General features: G+C 55.5%; 12 protein-coding genes. 11 read left to right on the top strand and 1 reads right to left on the bottom strand.

What is annotated here, in order from left to right:
• The first annotated feature begins 251 nt into the window (after nucleotides 1–251).
• The 8 genes from ACQ4N8_RS14075 (at nucleotide 252) to ACQ4N8_RS14040 (ending at nucleotide 12807) form a co-directional block, all read left to right on the top strand.
• Nucleotides 252–1973, top strand: coding sequence for a sensor histidine kinase (locus tag ACQ4N8_RS14075; RefSeq protein WP_430705006.1), 1722 nt, complete (start codon nucleotides 252–254; stop codon nucleotides 1971–1973).
• Nucleotides 1966–3585, top strand: coding sequence for a response regulator transcription factor (locus tag ACQ4N8_RS14070; protein ID WP_430705005.1), 1620 nt, complete (start codon nucleotides 1966–1968; stop codon nucleotides 3583–3585). Before ACQ4N8_RS14075 ends, ACQ4N8_RS14070 begins: the two co-directional genes overlap by 8 nt.
• Before the next feature lie 141 nt (nucleotides 3586–3726).
• Nucleotides 3727–5358 (top strand): extracellular solute-binding protein, encoded by a 1632-nt coding sequence (locus ACQ4N8_RS14065; protein ID WP_430705004.1) that lies wholly within the window; start codon nucleotides 3727–3729, stop codon nucleotides 5356–5358.
• 109 nt (nucleotides 5359–5467) lie between these two features.
• The gene (locus ACQ4N8_RS14060) at nucleotides 5468–6370 is read left to right on the top strand and encodes an ABC transporter permease (RefSeq protein WP_430705003.1); all 903 of its coding nucleotides are present in this window, start codon (nucleotides 5468–5470) and stop codon (nucleotides 6368–6370) included.
• 13 nt (nucleotides 6371–6383) lie between these two features.
• Nucleotides 6384–7250, top strand: coding sequence for a carbohydrate ABC transporter permease (locus ACQ4N8_RS14055; RefSeq protein ID WP_430705002.1), 867 nt, complete (start codon nucleotides 6384–6386; stop codon nucleotides 7248–7250).
• Between the two features lie 36 nt (nucleotides 7251–7286).
• Nucleotides 7287–9875: a glycoside hydrolase family 97 catalytic domain-containing protein gene (locus ACQ4N8_RS14050; protein WP_430705001.1), complete on the top strand. Its 2589-nt coding sequence runs from the start codon at nucleotides 7287–7289 to the stop codon at nucleotides 9873–9875.
• Nucleotides 9876–11972 (top strand): alpha-galactosidase, encoded by a 2097-nt coding sequence (locus tag ACQ4N8_RS14045; RefSeq protein WP_430705000.1) that lies wholly within the window; start codon nucleotides 9876–9878, stop codon nucleotides 11970–11972. It begins immediately after the preceding gene.
• Between the two features lie 151 nt (nucleotides 11973–12123).
• Nucleotides 12124–12807 (top strand): DUF554 domain-containing protein, encoded by a 684-nt coding sequence (locus ACQ4N8_RS14040; protein WP_430704999.1) that lies wholly within the window; start codon nucleotides 12124–12126, stop codon nucleotides 12805–12807.
• Between the two features lie 64 nt (nucleotides 12808–12871).
• Here ACQ4N8_RS14040 and ACQ4N8_RS14035 read toward each other — a convergent pair whose 3' ends face one another.
• Complete coding sequence (locus ACQ4N8_RS14035) at nucleotides 12872–13882, bottom strand: LacI family DNA-binding transcriptional regulator (protein WP_430704998.1); 1011 nt, start codon at nucleotides 13880–13882, stop codon at nucleotides 12872–12874.
• Nucleotides 13883–14133: 251 nt separating this feature from the next.
• On the opposite strand from ACQ4N8_RS14035, the gene ACQ4N8_RS14030 reads away from it, so the two are divergent.
• From ACQ4N8_RS14030 to ACQ4N8_RS14020, 3 genes are all read left to right on the top strand, one after another.
• Nucleotides 14134–15465: an ABC transporter substrate-binding protein gene (locus tag ACQ4N8_RS14030; RefSeq protein WP_430704997.1), complete on the top strand. Its 1332-nt coding sequence runs from the start codon at nucleotides 14134–14136 to the stop codon at nucleotides 15463–15465.
• Nucleotides 15466–15566: 101 nt separating this feature from the next.
• Nucleotides 15567–16556: a carbohydrate ABC transporter permease gene (locus tag ACQ4N8_RS14025; protein WP_430704996.1), complete on the top strand. Its 990-nt coding sequence runs from the start codon at nucleotides 15567–15569 to the stop codon at nucleotides 16554–16556.
• Nucleotides 16557–16572: 16 nt separating this feature from the next.
• Nucleotides 16573–17451 (top strand): carbohydrate ABC transporter permease, encoded by an 879-nt coding sequence (locus ACQ4N8_RS14020; protein ID WP_430704995.1) that lies wholly within the window; start codon nucleotides 16573–16575, stop codon nucleotides 17449–17451.
• Nucleotides 17452–17457 lie beyond the last annotated feature (6 nt).

The following is a 17457-nucleotide window of genomic DNA, read 5'->3' as shown; positions in this document are numbered from 1 at the left end:
TAAGAACAATGGAAGCGGCGTGACCGAACTATCAGGGCGGATTGTTGAAGTTAGGACTGTTCGATCATTAACGCGGATCGGACGTGAATTTGCCGACAAAGAATCGAACGATGAAAAATCCCGATATCCCGGCGGATATCAGGATTTTAGTCTTTTTTCGGACATACAAGATATGCCCGTTTTGAATGTTCGCAGATAGACGTTTATCCAGATTGTGATAAAGTAATATCAAATCGGGAAAGGGATGGGTTATGAGACGTTTATTACGAAACAAAGGGTCCGTGTTCACGCGGTTCGTGGCTGCTTTTTTGATTGCGATCATGCCGATTTGCGCGATCGGGGTAACCCTCTACAACTGGCAGATTCGCTTGCTGGACAACACGACGGTTGACGCATTCGGGACGGCCGCCCGGCATGGCTTCGACAAGGTGGAGAATGAATTGGCCAAGGTGAAGGCGCTTTCATATGCGATGCTGACGGATGAGGATCTGCTGGCGCTCGCGAATTCCGGCACGATTATGGACAATTATCAGAAAACCGTATCGATTAACCGCTATATCCGCCGCATGGAGACCTTGAAGGACAGCAGCAGCTATATCGAGAGCATCAAAACCTATATTCCCGGCTTGAACCGCGTATTCGATGCTTCCGGCCGCTTATCTTCGGATGCCGGGGACTTGCTGCAAATCTATGCGTCATCGCAGCGGCAATCCGGGTGGCATTTTACTGTATGGGAAGGCAAGTTGTTTTATGTGTTGCCGAACCCCGGCGCTGCGGGAAAGCCGGATATCACCTATCTGCTGCTAGTAGAAGTGTCCGAAAGCCGGATAAGGAACGAACTCGCCGCGATCGCAAACGCCGAACGGGTTATCGTCTACGACGCCCATCATACCTATGCGGATTATGAAAGCGGGACAAGCCAGGAGCGTCCCGTCGATCTGAAAAGCCTGGTTATGCAGAAGGCCGTTTCGACCCCGACCAAAGTGAAGGCGGGCGGCCGGACGGCGTGGATCGTGAACCAGAGCTCCGAATACCTGGGACTAAGCTTGGCGGCCTACCTTCCCGAAGGCGGTATCAACCCCCAACTGAGGGAACTGCGCCAGTATTTTATCTTCTTCAGCTTGGCGGTGATTTTGACGGTGTTCATTCTGACCTATCTGACCGCCAATCTGATCAAGCGGCCGCTGGGCAAACTGGTATCGGCCTTCAACGAGGTGGAACGGGGGAATCTGAACCTGCGGCTGGAGCACCGGAACAATGATGAATTCCGCTATATTTATCGCTCGTTCAACGCCATGGTCGCCAAAATCAAGGGGCTGCTGGAGCAGGTCTACGAGCAGAAAATATTGGCGCAAAGCGCGGAGCTTAAGCAACTGCAATCGCAGATCAATCCGCATTTTCTTTACAACAGTTTTTTCGTGATCCGCAATATGGCGAGATTGTACGATACCGAAAGCATTAAACGTTTTTCCGAATACTTGGCCAAATACTATCAATTCATGACTGAGCGGGAGTCCGGCGACATTCGGCTGACGGAAGAAGCAGAGCATTCCCGCGTTTATGCCGACATCCAGAAGATGAGGTTCGGCGAGCGGATTAAGGTCCGTTTCGGCGAAATTCCGCCGTCCGCCGCCGATAGGCACGTGCCGCGCCTGATTTTGCAGCCGCTGGTGGAAAACGTGTTCGAGCACGGGATGCGCAGCCTGGCGGAGGAGGGAATCATGCAGGTTGGCTTTAGCGACTTGAATGGAACATTGACCGTGTGCGTTGAAGACAACGGCGTTATTTCCTCCGCGGAAATCGAAGCGATCCGGCAAAGCCTGACGCAGCCCTTCGGGGAAGTGAGCGGCATTGTCAACATCCACAAACGGCTGCAACTGCTCTATGGCGGGAACAGCGGCATCGGCGTGGGCCGAAGCGAACTGGGCGGCTTGAAAATCACGTTAACGATAGGTGGAACCCAACATGTATAAATTGTTGATCGTCGACGACGAACCGTTCATTCTCGACGGATTGGTCGATCTCTTTCAGGAAAATGAAGATCTCGACATATACAGCGCTGCCTCAGGGGATAAGGCACTTGAGTTATTGAGCCGGACTCGCATGGACATCGTGCTGTCCGATATCCGCATGCCGGGTACGAGCGGCCTGGAGCTGCAGAAGGAAATTCAAAAGCAGTGGCCTTACTGCAAACTGGTTTTCCTTACGGCACACAGCGAATTCACGTACGCCTACCAGGCGATTCAAAACAATGCGGTAGGTTATGTGCTCAAAAGCGAAGGCGAGGAGGCCATCGTCGAGGCCGTCAACCGCTGCATCCGGGAGATTCGCCGGGAGCGGCAGACGCAGGAATTCATCAAGGAAAACGAAGACTATATCGCCTCGGCGCTGCCGATGCTGCAAAGCGCCTGCCTGCTGAAGCTGCTGGAAGGCGAGCCGGCGGAAGAGTACCTGCGCGATTTCGGCAAATACCGGATCCGCCTGAACCCGGACACCCCAGCCGTTTTGGTGGCGCTGCGGCTCGACAAAAAAACGCTGCGCGGCACGTCGCACAACCAACTCCATCTTTTCCTGCAGATCAAGGCGGTGTTTCAGAAATATCTTTCGGACATATTTACCGGCTATGAGGCGACCTTCGAGGGTAAAAACATGATCTGGGTGCTTCAACCGAACGGGGAGCGCCAAGGCCTGCTGTATCTGAAGGAAACCCTGGAGATCGTTCAGGCGCATTGCCGCGAGGCGCTGGGCGCTTCGGTTTCCGTTATTTACGACGATTACGCCGAATGGCGGGAACTTCCGGGGCGATTCAGCTCCGTCAAGCTGATCCTGAATCAAATGACGGTAAACGAAGACGAGCTCGTTTTGGCGAACTCCCGGTTCTATTTGGAGCAGAAAGGCGAGGATGACGAACGACCGGAGCAGGATACGGAGCGCAAAAAACGGCTGTCCCTGTTGCGAAGCTGCCTTGAGGAAGAGGAGGATGAGCAATTTTTCCGGACGCTAGGCGAACTGTTGAACGAGGACGCAGGCCCGCGGGATGCGCTGCTGAACAACCTGGAGCTATACCACGCCTTGACCGACATGCTGCTATCCTACATCAACGCCCGAAAGCTGTCCAAAGAGCTGTTTGCCGACCAGGATCATTTCGAGCTGTTCTACCGATTCCGCGACAAAAGCGCCATGGAGAACGGCATCGTCAAGCTGGCCGGCCGGATTTTCGAGCTTCGCCAAAGAAAGCAGGCTACGCACGGGCGGAATTTCGCAGCGAAGATCAAGCACTATATCGCCGGGCACCTGTCCGAGGACCTCTCGTTGGCGGCGCTCGCCGAACGGTTTTATATCAACCCCGTGTATATGTCGCGTTTATACAAACAGACGACAGGCAGCAATTTGACCGACTATATCACCTTCAAAAGGATCGAGCATTCCGAGCGGCTGCTGCGGGAGACCGAAATCAAAATCCATCAGATCGCCAAAGAGTCGGGTTACGATTCGGCGGCTTATTTTACCCGGGTATTCAAGAAGCAAAACGGAATTACGCCTAACGAATACCGGGCGCGTTACGCCCCGTCAAGCCCGGACTAAGCTATAAATGCAAGCGCATTCAATTTGGTTGAGAGAAGACAAGAGAAGTAGATATCTTATTATGTTCAATGCGCTACCTGCGGGATTACACTGAAAGCAGAGGTTAGACATAACTAAAAAAATCAAGGGTGGTGCATGGCAATGAAAAGGATCAAACCTCTTGTTTCGCTGCTCGCGGCAGCGGCGGTGCTTCTCTCTCTGCTTGCTGGCTGCGCGAAAAGCGGGACGAACGATTCGCCGCAGGCGGCGGAAGGAACGCCGCAAAATTCCAATGAAATGACAGCGGTTACGGCGGTGAGACCGATCCCGGACGATTTGAAGTTCAGCGGCTCCGATACCCTGGACAACAACGTATGGACCCGGCTTTACGAATCGGAACTCGGCATCAAAATCAATTATGAATGGATGGTTCCGATCGCTCAATACGAACAAAAACTCAATATTTCGATCGCCTCCAACGATTTGCCGGACATTTTCCAGGTGAACGCCTCGCAGCTCAAGCAGCTGGCGACCGACGGTCAACTGGCGGATCTCACGGCTATCTTCGACGAACAGGCCAGCGACTATACGAAGGACGTCCTGGGTCAGGACGGCGGAAATGCGTTAGCCTCCGCGAAGTTTGACGGCAAGCTGCTGGCAATTCCGAAAATGGCCTCCGGGCTCGGGCAGGCTAACGTGCTGTGGATTCGCACCGATTGGCTCAAGAAGCTCAACCTGGAGGAGCCCAAAACGATCGAGGACGTCAACAAAATCGCCGAGGCGTTTACTAAGAACGATCCCGACGGCAATAAAGCCAACGATACGTTCGGACTTGGCCTGAACAAGGATTTGTGGGGAATGTTCGCGTCTCTGGAGGGGTATTTCAACGGCTACGGCGCCTATCCGAACGTATGGGTGCAAAATGCGGCCGGGCAGTTGGAATCGGGCAATATTCAGCCGCAGGTCAAAGAAGGGCTGCTACATTTGCAGAAGCTGTTTGCGAACGGATATATCGACCCGGAATTCGGAGTGAAGGACTCCTTTAAAGTGAGCGCCGACGCCAGTGCCAATAAAATCGGAATGTTTTACGGCCTGTTCTGGAACATGGGCTGGTTGTCCGAAGCCAAAACGGCCAATCCGGGGATGGAGTGGAAGCCTTACGCCTTGGTCGGCACGGAAGAAGACGGAGCCTTGGTTCAGGTGCCGTTCCCGATCAGCACGTATTACGTGGTCAGCAAAAACGCCAAACACCCCGAAGCGATTATTCAGATGCTTAACCTGCAGCTGGAAAAATGCTTCGGCGAAACGGCGGAGCCGGAAGTATACAACGTGGACGCCGCGGGCAACCCGATCTTTGAATACCCGCTGGTTTATTCCGAACCGCCGATGAAAAATCCGGACGCCCAGGTGAAGGTGACCGCCGCGCTGGAGCAGGACGACACCGGCTCCCTGAACGCGGAGGAGCTCAGCTACTATAACAGCATCAAAGCGTTCCGCGGAGGCGACCTTGCCGGCTGGGGAACGGAGATGATGTACGGCCCGGAAGGATCGCTTGCCGTCATCAATCAATATGCCGAAAACGGCAAGGTGCTGAACGACGCTTATTTCGGACCGCCAACTGATGCGATGACGCAAAAAGGAGCTATTTTGTCCCAAACGCAAATGCAGACCTTCACCGAAATTATCATGGGCGGAGACATCGGCAAATTCGACAAATACGTTTCCGATTGGAAGACGCTGGGCGGCGACCAGATGACGCAAGAAGTCAACGCCTGGTACGCCGATCACCAATAGATAGGCTAACGGTCCGGGCATTTGAGGGGAGGCTGCGCGCGGATCGGATCGGAAGACCCGCTTGCGGCGAGCGTCTCCCCCTGATCGCCCCCGGAGAGGAGGGTTCATCATGGCGCGTTTCAAAAGGAACTTGCCGCTGCATCTCATGATGCTGCCGGGCGTCATTCTCGTGCTGGTTTACGCTTACGGTCCCATGTTCGGCCTGGTGATGGCTTTTCAGGATTTTTCGCCGAGCAAAGGCTTTATTCATTCCGAGTGGGTGGGGCTGGACAATTTCCGCTACATCTTAAGCATCCCGACCATTTCCGAAGTACTTCGCAATACGCTGGTGATTTCGATTCTGAAAATCTTGCTTGGGATCGTCGTGCCGGTCGTCGTTACGCTGTTGCTGAACGAGTTGCGGCTACGCCGGCTAAAGAGGGGCATCCAAACGATCATTTATTTCCCGCATTTCCTTTCGTGGATCATCCTTGCGGGCATCTTTATCGACATCCTTTCTCCGTCGGAGGGGGTCGTCAATAAAATCATTACAGCGCTGGGATTCCAACCCGTTTATTTTCTCGGCGATCAGACCTGGTTTCCGATCAGCATGATCCTGACCGATACGTGGAAAGAATTCGGCTACGGCACCATCGTCTATCTTGCGGCCTTGTCGGGCATCAATCCGACGCTTTACGAAGCGGCGCAAATGGACGGCGCGGGACGTTGGAAGCAAATGTGGCATATTACCCTGCCCGGGCTGATGCCGATGATCATGCTGATGTCCGTGTTGGCTTTGGGGAACATTCTCAATGCCGGGACCAACGGGTTTGAGCAGATTTTCAACATGTACAGCTCCCAGGTTTATAAGACGGGCGACATTCTCGATACGCTGGTGTTCCGGGTCGGCCTGCAAAACGCCCAGTTTAGCGTGGCGACCGCGATCGGCCTCTTCAAAGCCGTGATTTCCTTTATCTTTATTTCCACGGGATACTTCATCGCGAACAAGGCTCTGGGCTATAAAATACTGTAGAAGAAGGGATAACGTGGGGAGAAAAATTTTTAATGCGGCCAATGTGCTTATCCTGACCCTGTTGGCGGTGTCCTGCCTGTTTCCGTTCGTCAATGTGCTGGCCGTGTCGCTCAGCTCCAGCGCGGCGGTGTCCACGGGCAAAGTGTTCCTGCTGCCGGTCGATTTCACGCTCGATTCTTACAAATTCGTCGTCGAGAAGCCGGAGTTTTTCCGGGCGTTTACGATCTCGGTCCTCAAGGTGCTCATCGGGGTGCCGGTCAATATGATCCTGACGATTATGCTGGCCTATCCGCTCTCCAAGACGAACAACGAATTCAAGTCCCGCAGCATGTATATGTGGTTTTTCGTGGTGACGATGGTATTCAGCGGCGGGCTCATTCCCTGGTATATGATCATCAACGCCACCGGTTTGATCGACAGCTTCTGGGCGCTGATCGTTCCCTCGGCGGTCCAGGTGTTTAACCTGGTCATTCTGACCAACTTCTTTCAGGCTTTGCCCAAAGGGATCGAAGAGGCGGCCTATATCGACGGGGCATCCCACTGGAAAATCCTGTGGAGGGTGTTCGTCCCGCTTTCGCTGCCGGCGATGGCTACGTTGATTCTGTTCTGCGTGGTCACGCATTGGAACTCCTGGTTCGAGGGGTTGATTCTGATGAATACCCCGGATAACTACCCGCTGCAAAGCTATTTGCAGACCGTGATCGTCAACCGCGACGTGAAGTTGATGACGATGCAGGACGTGCGCCTGCTGAGCATGGTGTCGGAGCGGACCTCGCGGGCCGCCCAGGTATTCGTGGCCACTTTGCCGGTGCTGTGCGTCTATCCGTTCTTGCAGAAATATTTTGCCTCCGGGATCGTGCTTGGCGGAGTCAAAGAGTAGACAGACTTTACAACAATTTGGAATGGAGCATGCCATATGTGGAAACTTTCATCGCCTAATAGCTCACTTAAACTATCCGTTTACCAGGATAATAATAATGGTCTTTTTTATTCCCTGTCGGCGGGTGCGCAGCCGATTCTTGCCGAGTCCAGGCTGGGGCTGGCCACCAATCTGGGGGACTGGTTCGATGGCTTTCGCTTCGTAAAGGCCGAAGAAGGCCGTATTTCCGAGAGCTACTCCTTGCCCGTCGGCAAAAAGGCCGTTTACGATAACGAGGCCCTTGAGCTGAAGCTGCATTTTACCGTAAACAATCTGGCGTTGTCTGTCAGCTTCCGGCTGTTTGACGACGGACTTGCTTTCCGTTACGGGTTTGAATCGGAACGGGAGCAGCCGCTTCGTGTTTATCGGGAATATACGGATTTCGTTTTTTCCGGCGGCTTCGATGATTTGTGGCTGCAGGATTGGGTGAATACGTACGAAGGCCCCTATAACCGCTGCGATTGGCAGGCGGCCGGGGAACGGGATTACGGCATGCCGGCCCTGCTTCGCGGCACCGGCGGACACTGGGTGATGCTGACCGAGGCGGGGATATTGAACACGGGCGGGGCTTATTGCTCCAGCCACCTGCAAAGCGCAGCCGGCCGGCGGATGAAGCTGGCGTTTGCCCCCGAGCAGATGGGGCCGCTGGAGATCGGGCTCCCCTCCGCAACCCCATGGCGGGTCGTCATGGTTAGCGACACGCTTGACGCTCTAGTGAATAGCCATCTGAACTACAATCTCAACCCCGCCTGCGAATGGGAAGATACGTCCTGGATCAAGCCGGCCCGCAGCATTTGGTCGTGGTGGTCGTTCGAAAACGGGGCCCAATTGTACAGCGAACAGAAGAAATACGTTGATTTCGCCGCGGCGACGGGGTTCGAGGCGGTGACCGTGGATGCCGGCTGGGACGACAGCTGGGTGAAGGATCTATGCGATTATGCCCGCGAGAGAGGCGTGGACGTCTGGTTGTGGTCGGATATGCAGGCCGTCGATACGCTGGAGAAAGCCCGGGAGAAAATCATCCGGTGGGCGGAATGGGGCGTCGTGGGCCTCAAGGTCGATTTCTTCATGAACGACTCCCAGCACACGATGTGGCAGTACAATATGATCGCCGATATCATGACCGAGCACAAGCTGATGATCAATTTCCACGGCAGCACCAAGCCGGCCGGCGAAGGCCGGACCTATCCGAACCTCATGACGGCGGAAGGCATCATGGGGCTTGAACATTACAAATGGAGCGGTTTGCCGCATGCCGAGCATAACTGCACCGTCCCGTTTACCCGCAACGTGGTGGGGCCGATGGATTATACCGTTACCGGCTTCTCCAATCCGAACCGGAACACGACGCAAGCCCATCAGTTGGCGCTTTCGGTCGTGTTTGAGTCCGGCGTCCAGCATATCGCCGAGTCGATCTACAGCCTGGAGCCGTGGATCGGCCTGGAGTTTCTGCGCCGGCTGCCGGCCCGATTCGCCGGGTTGAAGCTGCTCTCCGGTTTCCCGGGCGACCACGCGGTGATGATGCGCCATGCGGAGGAGCAGTGGTTCGTCGGCGGGATTGCGACGTCGTCCCGGGCCATGACCATACCGCTGGACTTCCTGCCGGACGGCCGGTATGCCGTGGACATCTACAAGGACGGCGCCAACGGAGATATCGTTACAAAAGAAACGCGAATCCTGTCCAACAAGGATAGCGTGCTCCTGCAGCTGCTGGAAAACGGCGGTTTTGCGATGTATATCTACAACGGCAACGTGCCGCTTAAAGCGGGAGCCTGCAGCGGTTACATGGACGATCGTTACCGGGATTATGCTTCCCGGGAGGCGGTTCTTCGGGGCAGCGCGGACCGGATCGCCTGCGAAAACGCTGCGGACGGAGGCATCGCGGTCCTGGGCGGTTCGGGCGAGCTTGGCTTTGAGCGTTTAACGGCGGGCCGGGAAGGGCGGCATACGCTCCGATTGTTCTATCTGTCGGCGATGCCGAGCGGCTTGCAGGTTGCCGTTAACGGGGGACAGCCGCAGCGCCTTGCGCTCGAATCGTCCGGCGGCGACCAAGTGGTACGGACGGCGGATATCGTGGTGAGCCTGAAGCGGGGCGAAAATACGATCGCTTTGCGAAAAGCCGGCGCGGAGGAGGCGGCGCCCGCGATCGAGCGCATCAGAGTCATCGATTACGCGCCCCATGAGGATGCGTATTATCCGGCAGAGGCGGGCGTTCTGTCCGGCGGCGCGGTGTTGTGCCGCGCGGATTCGCCGGACGGCGCTCTTAAAGCGGCGGGCATCGGCCAAGGCGGCGCGATCGCGTTTGAGCGCGTGCCGGCGGAAACGGACGGCGAATATATCCTGAGCATCGACTATTATTCGGGCGAGAACCGGGCGCTGCTCATCTCAGTGAACGGGGCTGCGCCGCTGCGTTCGGTATTGTTCAACAGCGGCGGATGGGGCCCTTCGCGTTGGGATATCGTCGGCACCAAAGAGGTAAAGATCCGGCTCAAACAAGGCGATAACACGATCAAGCTGTATCATGACGAAGAGGCGGCGCCCGAAATCGGCCGGATCGGCATCCGCTTGGAAAGGGCCGACGCATAGATGATTACATATGATCCGGCCGCGCGGCTGTTCCATATCCGTACCGCAAGCATGTCTTACGTCTTCCGGGCGGGGGACTATCTGCAAAACCTGTACTGGGGCAAAGCCCTTGCCGCCGACGATCTAGCCGATTTGCCGGCGGCCCGGTTCCACAGCTCGTTCGATTACGATACGCTGCTGGAACGCGAAGAGTACGGCTGCTGGAACGGCAGAAGCTACAGCGAGCCCTGCTTGGCCATCTCTACGGAGCAGGGCCGCCATCTGGCGACGTGCTTTGCCGGCCATGAAATATCCGAGGAGCGGGAGGGCATCCAAACGCTGCAGGTCTTTTTGTCCGGAAACGAAGGGTCGATTTCGGTCGCCCTGGAATACGAAGTCCATGCGGCCTACGACATCGTGGCGCGCTTCGCGACGGTCACGAATCACGGCGTTCCGGTGACGCTGGAAAACGCGAAGTCGGCGGCGCTCCATCTGCCGGAGCTTCCGCGTTACTCGCTGCGCTACACAACCGGCAAGTGGGCGGGAGAGTTTCAAATCGCGGATATGCCCGTCGAAACCGGCGCATTCACGATGCAATCCAAACGGGGCATCACGGGGCCGCATTTTAATCCCGGCTTTGCGTTGTCGGAGGCGGCGACCGAATCGGACGGCGAGGTTTGGTTCGGTTTGCTGGCCTACAGCGGCAACTGGAGGATCACCGTGGAGAAAACGATTTTCAACAACGTGAAAGTCGTTGGCGGCGTGAGCGATTTCGACTTCGCGTACACGCTGGAGAAAGGCGAGAGCTTTAGGACGCCCTCCTTCGTGTTCGGGTACGCGGAAGCGGGCTTCGGCGGCATGAGCCGCAAGCTGCACCGCTTTGAGCGCGATCGCGTCGCCGCGTCCGCGAAACCACGGCGGGTGCTGTACAATTCCTGGGAGGCGACCGCCTTTGCCGTGGACGTGCGGGAACAAAAGAAGCTGGCCGAGAAAGCGGCGCAAATGGGGGTTGAGCTGTTTGTGGTCGATGACGGCTGGTTCGGCGAACGGCATAGCGACAAGGCCGGACTCGGAGACTGGTACGCGAACGGAGACAAATTTCCGAATGGGCTCGGGGAACTGATCGATCGCGTTAATGGGCTGGGGATGGACTTCGGCATCTGGGTCGAGCCCGAGGCGGTCAACCCGGACAGCGAGCTTTACCGCAAGCACCCGGACTGGATTTACTGCTTCGACGGCATCGAGCCGCTGCAGTTGAGGAACCAATATGTGCTTAATATTACGAAGCCGCCCGTACGTCGGTACATTAAGGAGATGCTGCACAATCTGCTCCGGTCCGGGAACATCAGCTTCCTGAAATGGGATATGAACCGCTCGATCAGCGACCTGTCGGAAGGCGCCGGTACGAAGGACCGACGGCTATGGGCCCGGCACGTCGATGCGCTATACGATATCTGGAGCGAGCTGCGGCGGGATCACCCGGGCGTCGAACTGGAGACGTGCGCCGGCGGCGGCGGGCGCATCGATTTGGGCATTCTCCGATATGCCGCCGAGTGCTGGCCCAGCGATAACACGGACCCGTTCGACCGGCTGTTCATCCAGCACGGGTTCACCCAGTTTTACGCTCCGTCGATCATGATGTGCTGGGTAACGGATACGCCGTCCGGCTCGGCCAAAGCGAACAGGAGCATCGCCTACAAGTTTCACAGCGCCATGTGCGGGGGACTTGGCATCGGTACCGATATCAACCGTCTGACGCCGGAAGAGGCGGTAGAATATGAGCGTTATATCCGGCTGTACAAGGAAATCCGGGAGACGATATTATTCGGGGACCTCTATCGGCTTCGGCCGCCCGGACGATCCGGTTTATCGGCGGTGGAGTACATCGGCCCGTCCGGTGACGAGGTCGTCGTGTTGGCTTTTTTGCACACGCAGCAGTACGGCGATTCCTGCCCGAGGCTCAAGCTGCAAGGCCTGCAGGAGGACGCCCGGTACGAGCTGGTGGGAGACGGCAAGCGATATCACGGCAGCACACTGATGCATTACGGCTTGCCGGTCGGGCTGAAGGGCGATTTCGACAGTGCCTTGTTCCGATTGCGGCGGACGACTGGAGTTTGACGAATCAACGGTGGAACGGATCCGCATCATTCAGCTGTAACTTGGCTTAAGCTTTCGACACTAGTGTCATGGTCAACCCGTTTGTAGACGGCTCATCCGCAATGCGTTATCATTTATTAGAATATGAATCGATGTGGATTGGAGCAGGAAGATGATCGGTACGATTGTGAATACGGTGGCGATTTTGGCGGGAAGCGTCCTCGGCAGCATTTTTAAAAAAGGGCTCAAGGAAAAGTATCAAGCGGCCCTGTTTACCGCGATCGGCTTGGCGGCTACGGTGCTCGGGATCAACTCTGCGGTTACCCATATGAAGGACAGCGAGTTTCCCGTGTTGTTCATTATCAGCCTCGCGGCGGGGAGCTTGATCGGAACGGCGCTGGACATCGACGGCGGATTTCAAAAGTTGGTCGGGCGTTTCTGCAGCTCCAATTTGGGACAAGGGCTCTCAACGGCGATTTTGCTGTTTTGCATCGGCACGTTGTCGATCCTGGGGCCGATCGAAAGCGCGATTCGCGGCGATCATACCTACCTGTACATGAATGCCACGCTGGATTTGGTCACCTCCATGGTGCTCGCCTCGAGCTACGGCATCGGGATCGCCATCACCGCCGGCGTGCTGTTCGTTTGGCAGGGGGCCATCTATATGAGCGCGGATTATTTGGCGCCGTTTCTTACGGCTCCGTTGCTGACGGAAATCTCGATCGTTGGGGGCGTGCTGATCGCCAGCTCAGGATTATCCATCCTGAAGATCATCGATGCCAAGACCTTAAACATGCTGCCGGCGTTATTGGTTCCGGTGGTCTGGTTTTTGCTCAAAGGCTTATTTGGATTTTGACCGCGAGACAGCAGCAACCCGAAAAACCCGGTCCGTTATCGGACCGGGTTTTTCGGCGTTTGGCTTAAGCTTGGCGGGCCGCCGTCGATTCGCGACGGATCAAATTCGTAGGCAACAAAATCTCCTGGTACACTTCGTCGGGATGATCGATCCGCCAGAGCAACTGGACGAACGCTTTATGGGCGAACAAGTGCAGGTCGATTTCCATCGTGGTAATTTTCGGAGTGGCCATTTGCGAAAAATGAGTATTGTCGAAGCCGCAAACGGAAACATCCTCCGGGATCCGCAGCCCCAAGTTCCGCAGCTCGGAACAAACGTAAAAGGCGAAGCCGTCGTTCAGGCAAAACCATGCGTCGGGCTGGTCATCCATTACGCGGAGGGCGTTGGCCACCAAGGTTTCTTCCTCCAACGTATGCACGTGCAGATGATCCTCCCTAGGTTCGATACGATGCTCCCTCAAGGCGAGCATGTATCCCTCCCAACGTTCCTGATAGCTCGGGGAAATATCGACGTTCCCCAGGATGCCGATATCCCGATGGCCCAAATCGAGTAAATGCTTGACCGCGGTGTAGGCGCCAAAGCGGTTATTGGTCAACACTGCGTCCGTGCGGAGCAGCGGGTGGTGATGATCGATCAAGACAGTGGGGATGCCCTGGGCAATGACCTTCTCGATGAAGGCCGTACTGATATGGGAAAGAATGAGGAGCCCGTCCACCTGGTTATCCTCAATAAAGGAAGGCAAAACCAAACGGTCCCGCATATCGGGCGTAATCGATTGGATCAGCAATCGGATCCCGTGATTTTGCGCTTCCCGTTCGATGGAGAGATAGATCTCCCCGAAGAACTTCATGGAGAAGGCAAAATCGGAGGCAATGAGCCCGAACGTCTTCCCGTGCCGGTGCTCGTCGTCGGCTTGCTTCTTGGCATATCGGTAGCCCATGGCTTCCGCGGTTTCGATAATTTTGCGCCGCGTTTCCTCGCTGACTCCGTCCTTGCCGGATAATGCTTGGGAAACAGAGTTTTTGGATATGCTCAAGCGGTCGGCAATATCCTGCATCACGACTTTTTTACGCATCTACAGATCTCCTCATCTATGCTCCGTCATCAAACCTTGTGATTTGTAACGTTACAAAAACAATATACACGATATTTGCGGTAATGTAAATAATTAGTGGTGGATAGCCACTACTAGGCCGATTTTGTGAGATGAATAAAAGACTTGACAGCGCTATCATTTGATAAGATAATCTAATTGTAATCTAAATGTAACGTTACAAAAATTACTGTTTCGGATTGGTCATCTTAATCAAGTAGGGGGTCATTCATTTGAAGAAACGTTTTTCCTTGGCAATGGTCTTGGTGTTGGCGGCTTCCATGGCGTTGTCGGCCTGCTCCGGCAATAACGGAGGCGGCAATAACCAAGGCGGACAGAATGAGAAGAAAGCGGGGCAAAGCGCCGATCCCGCGAAGAAGGTAGAGGTTCGGCTGACGACTTGGGCCGGCGCCGATGAAGCGAAGGAACTGCAGCAGATCCTTGACGAGCTCAACGAGAAATCGACGGCCTACACGATCGTTCAAGACTCCAACCCGGCCGAGTACGACACGCGGCTGATTACCCAACTGACGGGCGACTCGGGTCCGGATCTGTTCTGGATCAGCGCGCAGCGGGCCGCCCAGTTCTCGGCCGAGGGCGCCATGCTGGACATTACCGACCGGCTGAAGGAATCCAGTCATCCGGCTGCCAACATCGAGGACTACTATGAAGCTTCGCTTCAGCCGTTTACCCATGACGGGAAAATTTACGGTTTGCCTTGGCTGCAGCAGCCCGTCATGCTCTACGCGAACAAAGCCTTGTTCGATGAAGCCGGCGTCGGTTATCCGGACGAAACCTGGACTTGGGAGCAGTTCACCGATGCCGCGACGAAGCTGACCAAGGACAAAAACGGCAAACATCCGGGCGAAGAAGAGTTTGACGACAAGTCCGTGGCGCAATGGGGCTTTACGCTGAACGGATGGCCGCCGTCCACCATGTTCATTTGGCAAAACGGCGGCGAAGTGTTGACCGAAGACGGCAAGTCGCCGATCGATTCGCCGGAGGCCACCGCAGCGTTGAACTTTTACTCCGAGCTGGTGAAAGGACCGTTGACCCCATCGCAGCAAATCGTGCGCGACCGCGGCTTCGACAAGATGTTCCGCGACGGACAGGTCGCGATGTTCATGGGCGGCGCCGCCGACGATCTGGATTCGACGGTGGAAAACGTGCAAGCCTTCATGGTACCGGCAGGACCGACGGGCATCCATGCAACGTTCGGCGACGTCCTCGGTATGGGCATCAACGCCAAAACGAAAAACGCCGACGCGGCCTTCGCCGCTTTGGTCGATCTGAGCGACGCGATCCATCATTGGAAAATCATGCCGCCGCGCGTCTCGCTGGCCGATCTGGCCACGCTGCAGGAGCTGCATCCGAAGAAATCGCATTCCCTGGAGGCGATTATCGCCTCGATGGAATACGCCAGACCGTATCGTTACTCCGAGAAATATCCGGAGTGGGACAACATTTTCTGGACGCAGCTGATGGACCCGATCATTAATGCGGGCACGGCTCCGGAGAAGCTGATTCCGGAGGTCAAACCTTTGTTGGAGAAAGCGATGCAATAACTTTAGCTGTAAGCGGAAGAGGAAAAGGAAAGGGAGGCACCGCCTCCTTCCTTTTCTTCATCAGGCTTTCTGGCTAACATGCGAAGAAAGGAGGGAACGGCATGGAGAACCATCTTGCTACCTTTGTCCGATGGCTGGCGGTGCCTATCGTCTTATTTGCCATCGCGGGCCTGCTCTATTTCGTATTCTCGAGGCTCGGCTGGAAGAAGAAACAGGCGATCGGTTTGGCGCTCGTTTCCCCATGGATTGTAGGTTTCCTGATTTTTACGGTGTATCCTTTGCTCGATTCCTTATACATGAGTTTTACAGAGTCCACGATATTCGGCAAAACGGAATGGGTTGGGCTAGGCAACTATATCAAGCTGTTCACGAGCGATATCGAGTTTTGGCCGTCCATACGGATTACGCTGCTTTACGCCGCCTTGTCGTTGCCGATCGGCGTCATCGGTGCTCTGTTGGTCGCGATGCTGCTCAATAACAAAATCAAAGGGATCGGCACGTACCGGACGATCTTCTTCCTGCCGGCCGTCATGCCGGAGGTAGCCGTGGCGCTGCTTTGGAGATGGATGTTCAACAGCGAGTCGGGGATTATCAACTATGCCTTATCGCCGGCATTATCCTTGTTCGGCATCGATAAGCCGAATTGGTTCGGCGATCCGCATTACGTGCTCGGCGCTTTTATCATCATGAGCCTTTGGGGGATATTCGGGACGAACACGGTGGTGTTCCTGGCCGGTCTGCAAGGCGTTCCGGGCTCTTTGTACGAAGCCGCCGAAATCGACGGGGCGGGCCGGTTCGCCAAATTCATCAACATTACGATCCCGCAGATTTCGCCGGTCATTTTGCTCCAGGTAATCATGGGCATGATCGGGGCGTTGCAGATCTTCACGATCGCGATGTTCGTCCGCCCGACTTCGTCCGCCGGCAAATTCATGAACCAGCTGGTATACGAACGCGGGTTCACGCAGCTGCACATGGGTGAGGCTTCGGCGATCGCCTGGGTGCTGTTCATCATCATCCTGGTGCTCACTTTGCTCGTATTCCGTTCCAGTCCGGCCTGGGTTCACTACGAATCGGATGTGCGGCGCTAATAAGGAGGTGTAACACATGGCGAATACTTCATCGGCAAGTTCCGGGGCCATTTCCGGCAAACAACTGAAAAGGTTTAATAAAGCTTTGGTTTACGTGGTCGTTACATTATTAGCCGCCGTCATCCTGGTGCCGTTTTTTTGGATGGTTTCGACCGCGCTGCAAGCAGACGGAGATATCTTTGCTTGGCCGCCGCAGTGGATCCCAAGTCCGCCGCAGTGGCAGAACTTCGCGGAAGCGTGGACGGCCATGCCGTTTAACCGCTATCTGTTCAACACGATCTTCATCGTGGTGCTGGGGATTATCGCCGAACTGGCCAGCGCGACGGTCGTGGCCTACGGCTTTGCCCGCTTCCGGTTTCCGGGAAGCGAGTTGATTTTCCTGGTGCTGCTGGCCACGATGATGCTTCCGTTTCACGTAACGCTTATCCCGACCTTTCTGATTTGGCAGAAGTTCGGCTTGGTGGGGCAGTTCGACCCCTTGGTGCTGCGGGCCTGGACGGCCTGGGGACCGTTCTATATTTTCCTGCTGCGCCAGTTTTTCATGACGCTGCCGCGCGAATTGGACGATGCGGCCGAAATCGACGGCTCGAACTTTTTTCAGACGTTTTTTTACATCATGCTGCCCCAGGTCAAACCGGCCCTTCTGGCCGTGGCGATCTTTGCGTTTCGCGGGTATTGGAACGACTTCTTGGGTCCGCTCATTTATTTATCGGACATGAAGCTGTATACGCTGAACGTCGGTATGTACTTCTTCATGGGCGGAGTCAACGAGGCGCCGCAATGGAATTACTTGATGGCGATGTCCACTTTGGTGGCGCTCCCGGTCATTTTACTGTTTTTCATGGCTCAGCGCTATTTTATCGAAGGCATTACGTTTACGGGAATTAAAGACTAACAGCCG

It is taken from the genome of Paenibacillus macerans, from assembly GCF_050565405.1.
GTDB lineage: Bacteria > Bacillota > Bacilli > Paenibacillales > Paenibacillaceae > Fontibacillus > Fontibacillus macerans_B.
The sequence above is the reverse complement of the archived record's forward strand: the minus strand, read 5'-3'. Positions and strand labels throughout refer to the sequence as shown.

Excerpts from the sequence above, each read along its gene's own strand:
- ACQ4N8_RS14050 (WP_430705001.1), top strand. The coding sequence starts at position 7,287 with ATGTGGAAACTTTCATCGCCTAATAGCTCACTTAAACTATCCGTTTAC.
- ACQ4N8_RS14040 (WP_430704999.1), top strand. The coding sequence starts at position 12,124 with ATGATCGGTACGATTGTGAATACGGTGGCGATTTTGGCGGGAAGCGTC.
- ACQ4N8_RS14060 (WP_430705003.1), top strand. The coding sequence starts at position 5,468 with ATGGCGCGTTTCAAAAGGAACTTGCCGCTGCATCTCATGATGCTGCCG.
- ACQ4N8_RS14035 (WP_430704998.1), bottom strand. The coding sequence starts at position 13,882 with ATGCGTAAAAAAGTCGTGATGCAGGATATTGCCGACCGCTTGAGCATA.
- ACQ4N8_RS14025 (WP_430704996.1), top strand. The coding sequence starts at position 15,567 with ATGGAGAACCATCTTGCTACCTTTGTCCGATGGCTGGCGGTGCCTATC.
- ACQ4N8_RS14070 (WP_430705005.1), top strand. The coding sequence starts at position 1,966 with ATGTATAAATTGTTGATCGTCGACGACGAACCGTTCATTCTCGACGGA.
- ACQ4N8_RS14065 (WP_430705004.1), top strand. The coding sequence starts at position 3,727 with ATGAAAAGGATCAAACCTCTTGTTTCGCTGCTCGCGGCAGCGGCGGTG.
- ACQ4N8_RS14075 (WP_430705006.1), top strand. The coding sequence starts at position 252 with ATGAGACGTTTATTACGAAACAAAGGGTCCGTGTTCACGCGGTTCGTG.
- ACQ4N8_RS14020 (WP_430704995.1), top strand. The coding sequence starts at position 16,573 with ATGGCGAATACTTCATCGGCAAGTTCCGGGGCCATTTCCGGCAAACAA.
- ACQ4N8_RS14045 (WP_430705000.1), top strand. The coding sequence starts at position 9,876 with ATGATTACATATGATCCGGCCGCGCGGCTGTTCCATATCCGTACCGCA.